At 67.0% G+C, this 14,922-nt stretch carries 15 protein-coding genes; 7 read left to right on the plus strand and 8 right to left on the minus strand.

What is annotated here, in order from left to right; genetic code table 11:
* Positions 1-567, minus strand: coding sequence for a carboxymuconolactone decarboxylase family protein (locus EAH76_RS13115; protein WP_140850722.1), 567 nt, complete (start codon positions 565-567; stop codon positions 1-3).
* Positions 568-671: 104 nt separating this feature from the next.
* Here EAH76_RS13115 and recF point away from each other — a divergent pair, with 104 nt between their 5' ends.
* The 6 genes from recF (at position 672) to EAH76_RS13145 (ending at position 7,247) form a co-directional block, all read left to right on the plus strand.
* Positions 672-1,724: a DNA replication/repair protein RecF gene (gene recF, locus EAH76_RS13120; RefSeq protein WP_140850723.1), complete on the plus strand. Its 1,053-nt coding sequence runs from the start codon at positions 672-674 to the stop codon at positions 1,722-1,724.
* Positions 1,725-1,809: 85 nt separating this feature from the next.
* Positions 1,810-2,586 (plus strand): OmpA family protein, encoded by a 777-nt coding sequence (locus EAH76_RS13125; RefSeq protein WP_140850724.1) that lies wholly within the window; start codon positions 1,810-1,812, stop codon positions 2,584-2,586.
* 194 nt (positions 2,587-2,780) lie between these two features.
* Positions 2,781-3,014 carry a hypothetical protein gene (locus tag EAH76_RS13130; RefSeq protein ID WP_140850725.1) on the plus strand — a complete coding sequence of 78 codons (234 nt, stop codon included), beginning with the start codon at positions 2,781-2,783 and terminating at the stop codon, positions 3,012-3,014.
* Positions 3,007-3,846 (plus strand): SPFH domain-containing protein, encoded by an 840-nt coding sequence (locus EAH76_RS13135; protein ID WP_194151001.1) that lies wholly within the window; start codon positions 3,007-3,009, stop codon positions 3,844-3,846. The genes EAH76_RS13130 and EAH76_RS13135 overlap by 8 nt, the downstream gene beginning before the upstream one ends.
* Before the next feature lie 87 nt (positions 3,847-3,933).
* A complete protein-coding gene (gyrB, locus tag EAH76_RS13140) occupies positions 3,934-6,450 on the plus strand; it encodes a DNA topoisomerase (ATP-hydrolyzing) subunit B (protein WP_140850726.1) in 2,517 nt (838 codons plus the stop codon).
* 29 nt (positions 6,451-6,479) lie between these two features.
* Positions 6,480-7,247 carry a class I SAM-dependent methyltransferase gene (locus tag EAH76_RS13145; RefSeq protein ID WP_140850727.1) on the plus strand — a complete coding sequence of 256 codons (768 nt, stop codon included), beginning with the start codon at positions 6,480-6,482 and terminating at the stop codon, positions 7,245-7,247.
* Positions 7,248-7,375: 128 nt separating this feature from the next.
* On the opposite strand, the gene EAH76_RS13150 is transcribed toward EAH76_RS13145, so the two are convergent.
* The 7 genes from EAH76_RS13150 to EAH76_RS13180 form a co-directional block, all read right to left on the minus strand.
* A complete protein-coding gene (locus EAH76_RS13150; RefSeq protein ID WP_140850728.1) occupies positions 7,376-8,434 on the minus strand; it encodes a sensor histidine kinase in 1,059 nt (352 codons plus the stop codon).
* Complete coding sequence (locus EAH76_RS13155; RefSeq protein WP_140850729.1) at positions 8,431-8,880, minus strand: response regulator; 450 nt, start codon at positions 8,878-8,880, stop codon at positions 8,431-8,433. The genes EAH76_RS13150 and EAH76_RS13155 overlap by 4 nt, the downstream gene beginning before the upstream one ends.
* The gene (locus tag EAH76_RS13160; protein ID WP_140850730.1) at positions 8,877-10,406 is read right to left on the minus strand and encodes a sensor histidine kinase; all 1,530 of its coding nucleotides are present in this window, start codon (positions 10,404-10,406) and stop codon (positions 8,877-8,879) included. The genes EAH76_RS13155 and EAH76_RS13160 overlap by 4 nt, the downstream gene beginning before the upstream one ends.
* 83 nt (positions 10,407-10,489) lie before the next feature.
* A complete protein-coding gene (locus EAH76_RS13165; protein ID WP_140850731.1) occupies positions 10,490-11,227 on the minus strand; it encodes an exonuclease domain-containing protein in 738 nt (245 codons plus the stop codon).
* A gap of 222 nt (positions 11,228-11,449) precedes the next feature.
* Positions 11,450-12,847 (minus strand): phosphoglucomutase/phosphomannomutase PgmG, encoded by a 1,398-nt coding sequence (gene pgmG, locus EAH76_RS13170; protein WP_140850732.1) that lies wholly within the window; start codon positions 12,845-12,847, stop codon positions 11,450-11,452.
* Between the two features lie 57 nt (positions 12,848-12,904).
* A complete protein-coding gene (locus EAH76_RS13175; RefSeq protein WP_140850733.1) occupies positions 12,905-13,156 on the minus strand; it encodes a J domain-containing protein in 252 nt (83 codons plus the stop codon).
* Positions 13,156-13,950 carry a division plane positioning ATPase MipZ gene (locus EAH76_RS13180; protein WP_140850734.1) on the minus strand — a complete coding sequence of 265 codons (795 nt, stop codon included), beginning with the start codon at positions 13,948-13,950 and terminating at the stop codon, positions 13,156-13,158. The genes EAH76_RS13175 and EAH76_RS13180 overlap by 1 nt, the downstream gene beginning before the upstream one ends.
* An 87-nt stretch (positions 13,951-14,037) precedes the next feature.
* On the opposite strand from EAH76_RS13180, the gene panC reads away from it, so the two are divergent.
* Positions 14,038-14,889 carry a pantoate--beta-alanine ligase gene (panC, locus tag EAH76_RS13185; RefSeq protein WP_140850735.1) on the plus strand — a complete coding sequence of 284 codons (852 nt, stop codon included), beginning with the start codon at positions 14,038-14,040 and terminating at the stop codon, positions 14,887-14,889.
* Positions 14,890-14,922 lie beyond the last annotated feature (33 nt).

Consider the following 14,922-nt stretch of genomic DNA (forward strand, 5'->3'; position numbering starts at 1 on the left):
TCACTCGCGTTCGGGAACGGGCACGTTGAAGCCGTTGAGCGTCATCGACACGAGCGCGTACAGGCCGACGAGATAGATCAGCTCGTTGGTGCCATGCTGCCCGAACGTGTCGAGTGCGAGGCGGTAGCACGGCTCGGGCAGCACCCCGCCGTTCACCAGCGCGAAGGCGACGTCGTACGCGACGCTTTCTTCGGCCGAGAGATCGCCCGGCTTGATGTTGGCGCACAGCTGCGACAGCCGCTGTGGCGACATCGGCTCGGTCTCGGCGACTGCGACATGCGCGTAGATTTCGTACGCCGCATCGAAATGCGCGCCGGTAACGAGGATCGCGATCTGGCGTGGCTTGTCGGCGAGCGTCGCCTGCGCGGTCATCGCCTTGGTCAGCTCCCAGACGCCCTTGCCGATCACCGGCTCGTGCAGCCACGGGTTCCACGGTCCGATCAGCGCGCCATTGGCATCGATCGTCTTGAAGGCGCTGAAGCTCGAGGCGATCCCGTGCTTCATATCGTCGTAGAGCGGCTTTTGTTCGTCGGTGAGATCGGCTGGGGCGATCGGGGGCAAGCGCATGGGAAACTCCTCGAAGGATCGAGCCGGTAGCGCGCAGCGCGTCGTAAACGTTCCATGACAAAAGGCTCATGATCTCGCTGCGAAACCGGCTAAGGCGCTCGACAATGTTGACGCGTCTCGTCCTGACCGATTTTCGCAACCACGCCGATCTGACGATTGCCGCCGGTCCCGGCTTCATCGTGCTCACCGGCGAGAATGGCGCGGGCAAGACCAACGTGCTCGAAGCGGTATCGCTGCTCGCGCCCGGCCGCGGTTTGCGCCGTGCAGCGCTCGGCGAGATGGCACGACAGGCTGGGGCAGGGGGCCTCGGGGTCGCCGCCGACCTGATCGGCGACGTTGCGATCGCGACCGGAACGCAAGCCGCGGCGCCCGAGCGGCGCATCGTTCGTGTCCAGGGTTCGCCGGTGGCGGCGACCGCACTCGCCGAGTGGCTGACGGTGCTGTGGCTGACCCCGGCGATGGACCGGCTGTTCGTCGAGCCCGCGGGCGAGCGCCGCCGCTTCCTCGACCGGCTGACGCTCGCGCTGGCATCGGGCCACGCGGTGCATGCCAATCGCTACGAAGCCGCGATGCGCGCGCGCAACCGGTTGCTCGCCGAGGATGTGCCGCCCGACCGCGAATGGCTCTCGGCGCTCGAGGCGCAGATGGCCGAACATGGCGCAGCGCTCGATACCGCGCGGCGTGACACGGTCGCGGCGCTCGCCGAGCGGCTCGCGGGGCAGGCCGAGGGTCCGTTCGCGCGCGCCGGGCTGGCGCTCGAGGGCTGGACTGGCGCGGGCGCGACGCTCGCCGCCGATCTCGCGCAGAGCCGCGCGCGAGATGCTGCGGCGGGGCGCGCGCTGGTCGGGCCGCATCGCACCGATCTGGCGGTCACGCATCTCGGCAAGGGCCAGGCGGCAGGCCTGTGTTCGACCGGCGAGCAGAAGGCGTTGCTGCTCGGCCTGATCCTCGCGCATGCCGATCTCGTCGCCGAGCGCACCGGCAGCCCGCCCGTGCTGCTGCTCGATGAAGTGGCGGCGCATCTCGATCCGGTGCGGCGCGCGGCGCTGTTCGAGCGGCTCGCGGGCAAGGGCCAGGTGTGGATGACCGGAACCGAGGATGCGCTCTTCACCGATCTCGGGCGGGGTGCCGTGCGGCTGACGCTGGGCGGCGGCTGAACGCAGGCTGTCGGCGGAACTCACGCCGCGTTCAAGCGATCGGCTGCATCTGCCCCTGTATGGCGGGGGCCATGGAGAGTATCCGATGACGACATTTCGCAAGACCATTCTCGCCGCAACCGCCGCCGCGATCGCGCTCGGCGCGGGCGTTGCCCCCGCATCCGCACAGGACCGCTGGGACTGGGGCGGCGGGCGCCACGGCGACCGCGAGTATCGCCTGATCGGCGCTGGCGTGCCGATCCTCTATCCCGAACTGCGCGAGACCAACCGTGGTCGCGCGTTCGTGATGCGCAATTTCGACTATAACCGCGACGGCCGCGTCCAGCCGCGCGAGGCCGATGCTGCGAACCGCGCCTTCGCCCAGGTCGCCGGCCCGCGCCGCGATCGTTTCGATTGGGAATCGCGCGACCGTGTCGTCGTCGTCGAGCAGCGTGGTCCGCAGGGCGGCGGCTGGGATCGCGGTGCGATGCGCGGCTATGGCTTCCGCCAGACCTCGCGCGGCGCGATGATGCGGCTCGACGAGGATGTGCTGTTCGCCACCGACAGCGCGGTGTTGCGCCCCGGCGCGATCGACAAGCTGCGCACGCTCGCCAATTATCTGCGCTCGGAATCGGGCGTGCGCGTCGCGATCGACGGCTATACCGACTCGCGTGGCACCGACGCGCATAACCAGGCGCTGTCCGAGCGCCGCGCCGATGCGGTCCGCACCGCGTTCGACCAGATGGGCGTGACGCGTGCGCGCTTCTCGGTGGTGGGGCATGGCGAGGCGAGCCCGGTCGCCCCGAACACCACGCCGCAGGGCATGCGCCAGAACCGCCGCGTCGAGGTAACCCTGCTCGGCCAGCGCGCCGACCGCTTCTGACCCCAATCACGGCCCTGGCGATCCTCGCCGGGGCCGTTTTTCATCGTGCAGCCAATGCATGCATGATTGCGCCGCGCGGATGCCGATTCCCGTTGTAGCGCTCCCGTAACAAGCAGATATTCCGCCTTGCGCATCACTCGATGCGCTGCGGCCCCGGCATCCTATCGGGGGCGTTCCGAAGGCTCGCTCTTCCCATGAAATCGCTGGATCTGTGGCTCGTCGGCTTTGGCTTGCGCTGCGCGGGGCTGCTCGTCTGCGAGCTGGCCTGTTTCGGCTTCGTCATCCCCACGCTGTTCAACCTGCATAGCGACGCTGCCGATGTCGGTGCGGCGCTGATCGCGCTCGTCGCGCTCGTCGCCGGCTTCCTGTCGGTGACTGCGCTGACGCGCGAATTCACCCTCCTCCTGCTGGACAAGGACCATGACTAGACTCGTTCGTTTCGCCCCCCTGCTGCTGATCCCCTTGATCGCGATCCTGCCGATGAGCTCGTGCAGCCGCGTCGAGCCGGGGCATGTCGGGATCAAGGTGAGCAATTTCGGCAGCGCGGCGGGCGTCGCGGATCATGCGCTCGGCGTCGGTTGGTATTTCACGCCGTTCGGCACCAACATCTTCGAATATCCGATCTACACCTCGACCTATGCCTGGACCAAGTCGGCGACAGAACAGACCGGCGTCGACGAGGAATTCCCTTTCCAGGATCGCAACGGCCTGAACCTCTCGGCCGACGTGTCGGTGGCGTATCGCGTCGATCCGGTGAAGGCGCCGATCCTGTTCCAGAAATACCGGATCGACATGGCGGGGATCGTCGCCGGACCCTTGCGCAACGCGGTGCGCAGCGCACTCAACGAGGAGGCCGCCGGGCTCGGCGTCGAGGAGATCTATGGCCCGAAGAAAGCGGCGTTGCTCTCGGCGGTGCAACGCGATGTCGATCGCTATTTCGAGCCGGTCGGGCTGCATGTCGAGCAGCTCTACTGGGCGTCGAACATCCGCGTGCCCGATCAGGTGCTCAACCAGATCAACACCAAGATCGCCAACGAACAGGCCGCGCTTGCCGCACAGGCGAACGTCGCGACCGTGAAGGCCAATGCCGACGCGCGCATCGCCGACGCCGAGGGCAAGGCGAAATCCTCGCAGATCGAGGGCGACGCCTTGCGCGCCAATCCCGAGATCCTGCGCCAGCGCGCGATCGAGAAATGGGACGGCAAGCTGCCGACCTACAGCGCCGGCGGCGGGCAATTGCCCTTCATCATGGGCAAGTGACGCGCATCCGGCCCGGGACGCCTGCGTCCCGGGCCGGAAAGTGCCATTTTGCTTCCGTTTTCCGGCCGTCGACCCTATATGCTCGGCATGGCAGAAGACCCCAATACGAATGATTACGGCGCCGACTCGATCAAGGTGCTGAAAGGCCTCGACGCAGTTCGCAAGCGCCCCGGCATGTATATCGGCGATACCGACGATGGCTCGGGCCTCCACCACATGGTGTTCGAGGTTTCCGACAATGCGATCGACGAAGCGCTCGCCGGGCATTGCGACCGGATCGACATCACGCTCAACGCCGATGGCTCCGTCTCGGTCGAGGATAACGGCCGCGGCATCCCGACCGGCATCCACACCGAGGAAGGCGTTTCGGCGGCCGAGGTCATCATGACCCAGCTCCACGCCGGCGGTAAGTTCGAGAACACCTCGGACGACAACGCGTACAAGGTTTCCGGCGGCCTGCACGGCGTCGGCGTCTCGGTCGTCAACGCGCTCAGCGAATGGCTCGACCTGACGATCTTCCGCGACGAGCAGGAGCATTACATGCGCTTCGCGTTCGGCGATGCGGTGGCCCCGCTCAAGATCGTCGGCCCCGCGCCGGGCAAGAAGGGAACGCGCGTCACCTTCTTCCCGTCGCCCGCCACCTTCAAGATCACCGAGTTCGACTTCGACAAGCTCGAGCATCGCTACCGCGAGCTCGCCTTCCTCAATTCGGGCGTGCGGCTGTATCTCAACGATGCGCGCCACGCCGATCTCAAGACGGTCGAGCTCTATTACGAAGGCGGGATCGCCGCGTTCGTGAAGTATCTCGATCGCAACAAGGTGCCGCTCATGCCCGAGCCGGTGGCGATCTCGGGAACGCGCGACGACGTGACGATCGACGTCGCGCTCGAGTGGAACGACTCGTATTACGAGAACGTCCTCGCCTTCACCAACAACATCCCGCAGCGCGACGGCGGCACGCACATGGCGGCGTTCCGCGCGGCGATGACGCGCACGCTAAACAATTACGCCGAGAAGTCGGGGCTCCTCAAGAAGGAGAAGGTCACGCTGACCGGCGACGACATGCGCGAGGGCCTCACCGCGATCGTCTCAGTCAAGCTGCCCGATCCGAAGTTCAGCTCGCAGACCAAGGACAAGCTCGTCTCCTCCGAGGTGCGTCAGCCGCTCGAATCGCTGATGGCCGACAAGCTCGCCGAATGGCTCGAGGAGAACCCCGCGCACGGCAAGGCGATCGTCGCCAAGATCATCGACGCTGCCGCCGCGCGTGAAGCCGCCAAGAAGGCGCGCGAGCTGACGCGGCGCAAGGGCGTGATGGATATCGCCTCGCTGCCGGGCAAGCTCGCCGACTGCCAGGAGCGCGACCCCGCCAAGTCCGAGCTGTTCCTGGTCGAGGGTGACTCGGCCGGCGGTTCGGCCAAGCAGGGGCGTGACCGCCACTTCCAGGCGATCCTCCCGCTGCGGGGCAAAATCCTCAACGTCGAGCGCGCGCGCTTCGACCGGATGCTGTCGTCGAAGGAGATCGGTACGCTGATCCAGGCGATGGGCACCGGCATCGGCCGCGACGATTTCAACGTCGAGAAGCTGCGCTACCACAAGATCGTCATCATGACCGACGCAGACGTCGACGGCGCGCATATCCGCACGCTGCTGCTGACCTTCTTCTACCGCCAGATGCCCGAGATCATCACCGGCGGGCACCTCTACATCGCACAGCCGCCGCTCTACAAAGCGACGCGTGGGCGTTCGGAAGTGTATCTCAAGGACGATAGCGCGCTCGACGAATATCTCGTCGAGGCGGGCGTCGCCGGTACCGTGCTCGAGGGCGTGCAGGGCGGGTCGCGCTCGGGTCAGGATCTGCGGATGCTGGTCGACCATGCGCGGCGGATGCGCACGCTGATGCGCTACATTCCGCGGCGCTACGATCCGACGATCGTCGAGGCGCTGGCGATGGGTGGTGCGCTCGATCCGGCGCTCGATCTCGAGGCGCGGCGCGAAGTCGTCGTGCAGGTCGTGCGCGGGCTCGATGCTGGCGATCCCGAGGCGCGCTGGTCGGCGCGGCTGGCCGAGGATGGCGGCTTCCATGTCGAGCGCGTGTGGCGCGGCGTGACCGATCATCACATCATCGAAGGCGCGTTCCTCGGCTCGGCCGAGGCGCGCAAGCTGCACGGCCTCGCGGTCGAGCAGCAGGAAGCCTACGAACAGACCGCGCGGATCGTCTCGTCCAAGGCAGCGGCAGCAGCGCAGGCCGAAGCCGATGCGGCCGAGGATGGCGTAGCGGCGACCGAGGCACCGGCCCAGGCGCCGGTGGCGACCGCTGCCAAGGGTTCGACGATGGTCGCACGGCCGTCGCAGCTGCTCGACGCGATCCTCGCCGCCGGCCGCAAGGGCCTCGCGATCCAGCGCTACAAGGGTCTCGGCGAGATGAACGCCGAGCAATTGTGGGAGACGACGCTCGATCCGCAGGTCCGCTCGATGCTCCGCGTCGAGATCGAACAGGCCGATGTCGCCGACGAGATCTTCACGCGGCTGATGGGCGACGTCGTCGAGCCGCGCCGCGAATTCATCCAGGAGAATGCGCTGAACGTCGCCAATCTCGACGTCTAGCGGGAGCATCACACGAGGGGAGACGGGACATGCGAGCATTTCTGACGGGCGTGGCGGCAACGGCGTTGATCGCCACGGTAGCAACGGCAGCCGGGGTCCCGGCTTCGGTGCACAATGCGAAGCAGACGCAGAAGGCGGTCGCGACCGCGCTCGCCAGCCCCGCGCGTGCCGATCAGACGACCGATGACGCGCGGCGCAAGGCAGCCGAAGTGCTCGCTTTCTCGGGCGTCGGGCCAGGCGACGAGGTGCTCGATTTCCTGCCGGGTTCTGGCTATTGGACACGCATCTTCACGGGCGTCGTCGGCACGTCGGGACATGTCTATTCGGTATGGCCTGCGGCGATGGCGAAATATGCCGGCAAGGGCGCGACCGCGCTCGAGGATCGGCATCTGTCGAACGTGACGGTCAAGGTGCTCGGATCGGGCATCGTCGCGGCGTCTGAGCCGGTCGATTTGGTCTGGAGCGTGCAGAACTATCACGATCTCGCCAACAATGGCGCGGGCGAAGCCGGGATCGACCAGATGAATGCCGAGGCGTTCAAGGCGCTCAAGCCCGGCGGCATTTATCTCGTGATCGACCATGCCGATGCCGCGGGCACGGGCCTGACCGGTACCGACACCAAGCATCGGATCGACCCGGCGGTGGTCAAGACCGAGGTCGCCAAGGCCGGTTTCCAGTTCGTCGGCGAGAGCGATGTCCTGCGCAATCCGGCCGACGATCACAGCGCCAAGGTGTTCGACCCGGCGATCCGCGGCAAGACCGACCAGTTCGTCTTCAAGTTCCGCAAGCCGCGCTGACGGCAAGCATCCATCCCATCGCCGTGATGCCGGGCGCGTCCCGGCATCCACCGCGCCGCAGATACTGAAGCGATTGTTTGCGATGACGGTGGTCCCCGGCGCACGGCCGGGGTGACCGACCTGGTGGCTTAATCGAGCGCGGCGCGAAGCGTCGCGCGGACGCCGGTGCGGCTCGCCGTGTCGTATTCGACGATCGTCTGCAGGCTCTGCGCCATCGCGCGGATCAGCTTGGTGCCGACCCCGGTGCCGCGCGGCGCGGCATCGGCGACCATGCCGACCCCGTCATCCTCGACCGCGAGCCGGAAATGCCCCTCGCCATCGCCGGTGAGCGAAACGCGCACTTCGCCGCCGCTCGCCGGATAGGCATATTTGCAGGCATTGCTGACAAGCTCGGTGACGATCACGCCGAGCGACACCGCGCGATCGGTCGAAAGGCGGATCGACTCGGCGTCCAGCGACAGCACGCGCGGGGCGGCGGGGGTCGACCAGGTCTCGCCCAGCTCGTCGACCAGCGCGCCGAGATATTCGCGCATGTCGACCTGCTCGACATCGTTGCTGGTGTAGAGCCGGCGATGCACCTGCGCGATCGCGGCGATGCGGCGCTGCGTATCCTCGAGCGCGAGCCGCGCATTCTCGTCGGCGAGCGCGGTCGATTGCATCCGGACCATCGCCGAGACGATCTGCAGCGAATTGGCGACGCGGTGGTTGACCTCGCGTAGCAGCGCCTCAAGCCGCGCGTTGCTCGCGCGCAGCTGATCCTCGGCAGCGGCCTTGTCGCGTTCGAGCGCCGCGCGTTCGAGCACCTGGCCGAACGCGCTCGCAAGCAGGTCGAAGAAATCGGTGCCGACGGTCTTCACGACATAATCCGCCGCGCCCGCTTTCAGCGCAGCGACCGCGATCCGGCCCTCTTCGGACCCGGTCACATAGACGACCGGCGGCATCCCCGGCAGGGCCCGCAGCCGCTCGAGCGTCTCGAGCCCGTCCATCCCCGGCATGTAATGGTCGACCGCGATCAGATCGAACGGCCGCCCTTCGGCGACCGCCGCCTGGGCGAGCGCAATCCCCTCGGCGCCACCCTCGGCGACGGTGAGCGTATAGCCGTGGCGCGCGAGCGTGCGGACGGCGAGGCGGCGCAGACCCGCATCGTCGTCGATATAGAGGATCGCAGCGCCAGCGGCTTGGTTCACCCCTTGGGCTCGATGTCTGGGACCTGGATCACCGAAAGGAACAGACCAAGCTGGCGGATCGCGGTCGCGAAGCTCTCATAATTGACCGGCTTGGTGATGTAGACGTTGCACCCGAGATCGTAGCAGCGCTGGATTTCGACCTTGTCGTCGGTCGTCGTCAGCACGACGACGGGGGTACGGCGCAGCGGGCCATCGGCCGCCTTGATCTTGGCGAGGATGTCGGTCCCGCTCATGTCGGGCAAATTGAGGTCGAGCAGCACCAGCGCGGGGCCGTTGCGCTGCGGGCCGTCCTCGCTGTTGAACAGATAATCGAGCGCGGTCGTGCCGTCGGTGAAATGCGTGATCGCGTTGAGGATGCCGGCGCGGCGGATGTTCTTCTCGATCAGGCGCGCATGCCCCTCATCGTCCTCGATCATCACGATGCTGACGCTCTTATGGTCGGTCATCTCTGGGTTTCCCGCGTGTCTGCAGTGTTGGGGTCGACGAAGATCTTGGGCAAATTCAAACGGAAGGTCGTCCCCCGCCCAAGTTCCGACGTGACGTCGATAACGCCGCCGAGGCGATACGCCAAGGCGCGGACATGCGCGAGCCCAATCCCTTCGCCGGGCTGATCCTGGTTCCCGGCGCGTCGGAACAGGTCGAACACGCGCTGGTGATCGTTCGGCGCGATCCCGCGGCCATTGTCCTCGAACTCGTAGGTCACGCGCTTGCCGTGCGTCTTGCCGCGCACGACGATATGGCCTGCGCGATCGGGGCTCAGATATTTGACGGCGTTCTCGATCAGGTTCGAGAAGATCTGCTCGATCGCGAGCCGGTCGCTGATGAGCCCCGGCAGCGGGGCGTCGATCACCAGCGTCGCGCCGCGCGCCTCGATCTGCGTCTGAAGGCTTGCCGCGATCGCCTCGACCATCGCGGTGACGTCGAGCCGCTGCGGCGCGATGACGCGGCGGCCCTCGCGCGACAGTTTGAGGATCGCGTTGATCAACCGGTCCATCTTCTGCGTCGAGGTGCGGATAAAGCGGATCGCCTCGGGCAGGTCCTCGCGCGCGGCGAGCCAGGCATCAACGGTTACGATCTCGGGCGCAGTCGCTTCGGCGCGGTCGATCAGCGCGCCGATCTCGGTGGTCGCGCTTTCGAGTTCGGCGGTGAAGCCCATCACGTTGACGAGCGGGCTGCGCAGATCGTGGCTGACGATATAGGCGAAGCGCTGGATCTCCTCGTTCGCGCGCGTCAGATCGGCGGTGCGCTCCTGCACCTGCTCCTCGAGCGTCTCGGCGAAATCGCGCAAAGCGTCACGCGATGTCGCAAGGTCGCGCGTGTAGCGCAGCACGGTCAGTAATGTCGCGGCCGCGACGAGCACGAGCAGCAGCCCGGCAATGGCGAGCGTGGCGTAGAAGACGCGGACGCTGGCGAGCTGCGCGGCGTCGCGGATCGCGAGCAGACGTTGCTCCTCTGCGACCATCGCGTCGGACTGCGCGCGCAGTATGATCATGCGGCGGGCATTGCTCTCCCCCTGGAACAGCGTGACCGCGCGCTCGCGGTTGCCGTTCCGCGTCAGCGCGATCGTCTGCTCGCGCTGCTGCGCGAGCGCATCGACCAGCGCGTGCAAGGTCGCGATGTTGCGCTGCTGGCGAGGGTTGTCCTGCGTCAACGTCGCGATCCGCTCGAGCTTGGCGGGGAGCTGCGCCATCGCCTTGCGATAGGTGTAGAGATAGAATGGATCGGCGGTCAGCACATAGCCGCGCCGCGCGGTCTCGCTCTGCTCGATCAGGGTCCGCGCGCGACCGATCGCCAGCTCGACCTCATAGGTGTGGTTGACGTCGCGCGTGTGGCTTTCGTTCTGCGCGGTCGACCAGGCGGCGGCGAGACCGGCGGCGACCAACGCGGCGAAGCCCATCGCCATACAGGCGACGAGGAAGCGGCCCATGCGCCCCTCGCTGACGCCGAAACCGAGGGGAAAACGCTTGAACATCCCGACGTCCTTACGCAGCGACAACAATAATAACCAGTCTGGCTGGATTGACCGAAATCAAGTTTGACGTGGGCGATCGCGTGTCAGGCGCGGGTCCCGCCGCCACGCCGCCGGGCGAGCTCGGTCTCTGCGGTGAACCGCACGTCCTCGTCGCGGTCGCCGAGCATGATGGCGAGCGAATCGTCGCTGAGCTCGTCCCAATCCTTGCCGCGATCGGGCCCGGGGCGGATCACGCGCGGGAGCAGGCCGGGGACGCTCGACCAGGCAATCAATTGTTCGGGGCCGACCAGGTTGAGCATGTCGCGCAGATGGAAGGCGGTGACATAGGCATCGGGAAAGGCGCGATGTGCGGGCAGGCCGCGTTCATGCTCGAGGCCCTCGGGTTTGCGCCAATAGCGCAACATCTGGTTCGAGAAGCTCGGCGTATCGGGCCATAACCGCAGCGCGCATTTCCAGGTGCAGATCCACGGCGCGTCACGCGTCAGCGCGGGCGTGCAGAATTTCTCCTCCGCCGCCGAGCGATGCGCGGCGAGCGCGACGCGGCGGGGGTAGGGATCGAGCACGCCGCGCGCGACGTCGTGCCAGAACGGCGCGTCGGCGACCTGTTCGTCGAGGATATGGTGGATCGCCTGCGTCAGCGGCGGGATCGGACGGCCGGGATTGACGAGGCGCGATCCGCCCTCGCCCTGGATCTCCCAGCGGCCATCCTTGCCGAGCGCGACGTCCTGCCAGCCGATCTCGCATACGCCGTGGAGCGGCGGGGCTTCACCGGTGGTTTCGAGATCGATGACGCGGATGATCTGGGGGGGTGGGGGAGGCATCGCGCCTAGGTGGCGTGTTCTGGGCGCGATTGCGAGCGAAGAAGAAGGTTTGTTCGCGCGGAGACGCGGAGGACGCGGAGGTGTTGCGCAATCTGCGCCGTCCTGCGTCCAAGGCTACCGGTGGGCCTGAGCACTGTACCCACGAGGCCCAGGGGTGCGCGAGCGTTTCCCACTCGCGCAACCCCTCTGTGTCCTTCGCGCCTCCGCGCGAACAAAACCGACTTAGTGCGCCGCCTGCTCCCCGCGCACGACGCCGCTCTTGCCGAGCTGGTCGTCGATCATGCCCAGCAGGCGATCGAGCGCGGCCTGATCGGTCGCCTCGGCACGCGCGACGAGCACGTCCTGCGTGTTCGAGGCGCGCAGCAGCCACCAGCCGTCGGGCGTGTTGACGCGTGCGCCATCGGTCGGATTGACGTCGGCGCCCTCGGCCTCGAGCCGTGCGAGCACTTCCTCGACCACCGCGAACTTGCGGCTCTCATCGACCTGGAAGCGCATTTCGGGGGTGTTGACCAAAGCCGGCATCGCGCCGCGCAGCTCGGTGATCGACTTTCCGATCATGTGCGCCGCGCGGATCAGCCGGACGGCGGCGTAATGCGCGTCGTCGAAGCCGTAGAATTCGTGCGCGAAGAAGATGTGACCGCTCATCTCGCCGGCGAGCGGGCTGTCGGTTTCCTTCATCTTCATCTTGATCAGCGAATGGCCCGTCTTCCACATCAGCGGCGTGCCGCCGAGCTCGCTGACGCGGTCGAACAGCATCTGCGATGCCTTGACGTCGGCGATGATCGTCGCGCCGGGGATCTCCTTGAGGACAGGTTCAGCCAGAATGGAGAGAATCTGATCGCCCCAGATCACGCGGCCCTGGCCGTCGATCGCGCCGATCCGGTCGCCGTCGCCGTCGAACGCCAGTCCGAAATCGAGCTGCTTCTCGGCGACGAGCGCCTTGAGATCGACGAGGTTCTTTTCGTCGGTAGGATCGGGATGATGGTTGGGAAAATTGCCGTCGACTTGGGTGAACAGCAGGTGATGCTCACCCGGCAGGAGCTTGACGAGCTTCTCGATGATCGGGCCCGACACGCCGTTGCCAGCGTCCCAGCCGATCTTGTAGCTGCCGCCGGCATAGCCCGCGACGAGGCGACCGACATAGTCGTCCTCGATATCGGCGGTCGTCACGGTGCCCTTGTCGGCGTCGTCAGCGACCGTGTCCCAATCGCCGTCCGCCGCCATGCGGCCGAGCTCCTGGATGTCGGCGCCGAAAAACGGCTTGTGCTGCAGCACCATCTTGAAGCCGTTATACTCGGCGGGATTGTGGCTGCCGGTTATCTCGATGCCGCCATCCACTTCTAGCGTGGCTTCGGCGTAATAGAGCATCGGCGTCGGCCCCATGCCGATCCGCACGACGTGGACGCCGACCGCGGTCAGTCCGCCGACGAGCGCGGCCTCGAGCTCGGGCGAGGACAGGCGGCCGTCATAGCCGACCGCGACACGGGTGCCGCCAGCGCGGCGCACGCGCGTGCCGAAACCGCGACCAATCGCATCGGCGTCGGCGACGCCGAGCGTCTTCCCGACGATTCCGCGGATGTCATATTCGCGCAGCGAGGTAGGGTCGAACCGATGCGTCATGCGGGCTCCTGCTATGGGTACCCTCGCCCAGGCGGCAAGGGAGGATGGATCGATGCGTTAACGCTTGAGAAGGACGTCGCGGGCCGTGTTGATCCGCCGTGTAAGATCGGCCGAGCCGCCCTTGTCTGGATGCACTGCGCTGATTAGCCGCCGATGCGCCGCGCGGATAGCCGCTTCGTCGGCCCCCGCGCCGATGCCGAGCACCGCGCGCGCCTCGGCTTCATCGACGCGCACGACCGGCTTGGGCCGCGGCCGCAGCAACAGCCATCCGCCGATCAGCAGCGCGGCGATGAGGAGCAATTTGCCCATCAGGCGAAGAGCGGCAGGACCGTTTCGGGCAGCGCGAGCGCGCCCATCATCTCGCGCAGTTCCTGGCGCGCGGCGACATGCGCCAGCCCCATCGCGCCGAACTCGCCCGAGTCGAGCATCGTGAGGCCAGCGGGAAACAGCTCGCGATAGATCACGCGCTCGCCGAGACCCGGCACGATACGGAAACCGACCCGCTTGGCGAGCTGATCGAGCGCTTCGGACACGCGGCGCATGTTGCGCGCCTCGATATGCTGGACGCGGTTGCGCAGCACGACCCAGTCGATCGTCGAGCCGTCGGCCTTGGCGCGCGCCTTGCGCGCCTCCCAGATCAACTCGGCATAGAAGCTCGGCCGCGTGACCTTGTACGTCTCGGGATGGACCTGGCCGATCAGGTCGAAATCGACGAAGCTGTCGTTCATCGGCGTGACGAGCGTGTCGGCGCGGCTCGCCGCGACGCGCGCGAACGGGTCGTCGCGGCCGGGCGTGTCGATCACCAGGAAGTCGGCACCCTCCGCCAGCGACTCGAACACGTCGTTGAAGCGGTCGTCGCTCTCGCCGTCATGCGTCGCGTGGCGTGGAATCGGCAGTTCGCGGCCGGTGCGCTGTACCGTTGCGGCACGATTGTCGAAATAGCGCCCCATCGTGCGCTGGCGATGATCGAGGTCGAACGCGGCGACCTGCGCGCCGCGTGCCTGCAGCGCGATCGCGACATGGACCGCGGTCGTCGATTTGCCCGTGCCGCCTTTTTCGTTGGCAAAGACAATGATATGTGGCTTTCGCGCAGCAGTCGCCAACGTGGTTGCTTCCCGTCTTGTTCGGTGGGGGCGAGCCTCATAGAAGGCGCGCCCAATCCAAGCGTCTTTACCGAAGGGCACCGACCCGTGCAAACCATCCGTACCCTCGAAGCGCTCCGTTCCGGGATTGGCGCTTTGCGCGACGGCGGCGCGAGCGTCGCGCTCGTCCCGACGATGGGCGCGCTGCACGCCGGACACCTCGCGCTGATCGAGGCGGCGAAGCGGCCGGGGCGCAAGGTCGTCGCGTCGATTTTCGTCAATCCGACGCAGTTCGGGCCCAATGAAGACCTCTCGCGCTATCCGCGTCGCGAGGCCGCCGACGCGCGGATGCTGACCGAGGCGGGCTGTGACCTGTTGTGGCTGCCGCCGGTCGAGGTGATGTATCCGGCAGGCTTCGCCACCAAGATCTCGGTGTCGGGGGTGAGCGAGGGGCTCGACGGGATTTCGCGGCCCGGGCATTTCGACGGCGTCGCGACGGTCGTCGCCAAATTGTTCAACCAGGTCCGGCCCGATATCGCCTTGTTCGGCGAGAAGGATTTCCAGCAGCTCGCGGTGATCCGCCAGATGGTCGCCGATCTCGATTTCGGGATCGAGATCCAGGGCGTTCCGACGCAGCGCGACGATGACGGGCTCGCCCTGTCGTCGCGCAACATCTATCTCGACGATGCTCAGCGCGCCGCCGCGGTCGCCCTGCCGCGTGCGCTCGGTGTCGCCGCCAAGGCGATCGCGCGCGGCGACGATGCCGACGGAGCGCTGGCGAGCGCGCGCGAGGCGCTGATCGCGGCGGGGTTCGTGGTCGATTATCTCGAGCTGGTCGATGCGCTCACGCTGACCCCGGGGACCGATCCCGCGCGTGCGCGGCGGCTTGTTGCCGCCGCAAAAATCGGCGCGACGCGGCTGATCGACAACCTCGCCGTGCCGCCGCGCGAGCATGCCTAATCGCCGTTAACCATTTGTTGAGACCGCTACGGC

Source organism: Sphingomonas glacialis (genome assembly GCF_006439055.1).
Classification (GTDB): Bacteria; Pseudomonadota; Alphaproteobacteria; order Sphingomonadales; family Sphingomonadaceae; genus Sphingomonas; species Sphingomonas glacialis_A.

Coding starts and splice junctions, on each gene's coding strand:
- EAH76_RS13115 (WP_140850722.1), bottom strand. CDS start 567: ATGCGCTTGCCCCCGATCGCCCCAGCCGATCTCACCGACGAACAAAAG.
- recF (WP_140850723.1), top strand. CDS start 672: ATGTTGACGCGTCTCGTCCTGACCGATTTTCGCAACCACGCCGATCTG.
- EAH76_RS13125 (WP_140850724.1), top strand. CDS start 1,810: ATGACGACATTTCGCAAGACCATTCTCGCCGCAACCGCCGCCGCGATC.
- EAH76_RS13130 (WP_140850725.1), top strand. CDS start 2,781: ATGAAATCGCTGGATCTGTGGCTCGTCGGCTTTGGCTTGCGCTGCGCG.
- EAH76_RS13135 (WP_194151001.1), top strand. CDS start 3,007: ATGACTAGACTCGTTCGTTTCGCCCCCCTGCTGCTGATCCCCTTGATC.
- gyrB (WP_140850726.1), top strand. CDS start 3,934: ATGGCAGAAGACCCCAATACGAATGATTACGGCGCCGACTCGATCAAG.
- EAH76_RS13145 (WP_140850727.1), top strand. CDS start 6,480: ATGCGAGCATTTCTGACGGGCGTGGCGGCAACGGCGTTGATCGCCACG.
- EAH76_RS13155 (WP_140850729.1), bottom strand. CDS start 8,880: ATGACCGACCATAAGAGCGTCAGCATCGTGATGATCGAGGACGATGAG.
- EAH76_RS13160 (WP_140850730.1), bottom strand. CDS start 10,406: ATGTTCAAGCGTTTTCCCCTCGGTTTCGGCGTCAGCGAGGGGCGCATG.
- EAH76_RS13165 (WP_140850731.1), bottom strand. CDS start 11,227: ATGCCTCCCCCACCCCCCCAGATCATCCGCGTCATCGATCTCGAAACC.
- pgmG (WP_140850732.1), bottom strand. CDS start 12,847: ATGACGCATCGGTTCGACCCTACCTCGCTGCGCGAATATGACATCCGC.
- EAH76_RS13175 (WP_140850733.1), bottom strand. CDS start 13,156: ATGGGCAAATTGCTCCTCATCGCCGCGCTGCTGATCGGCGGATGGCTG.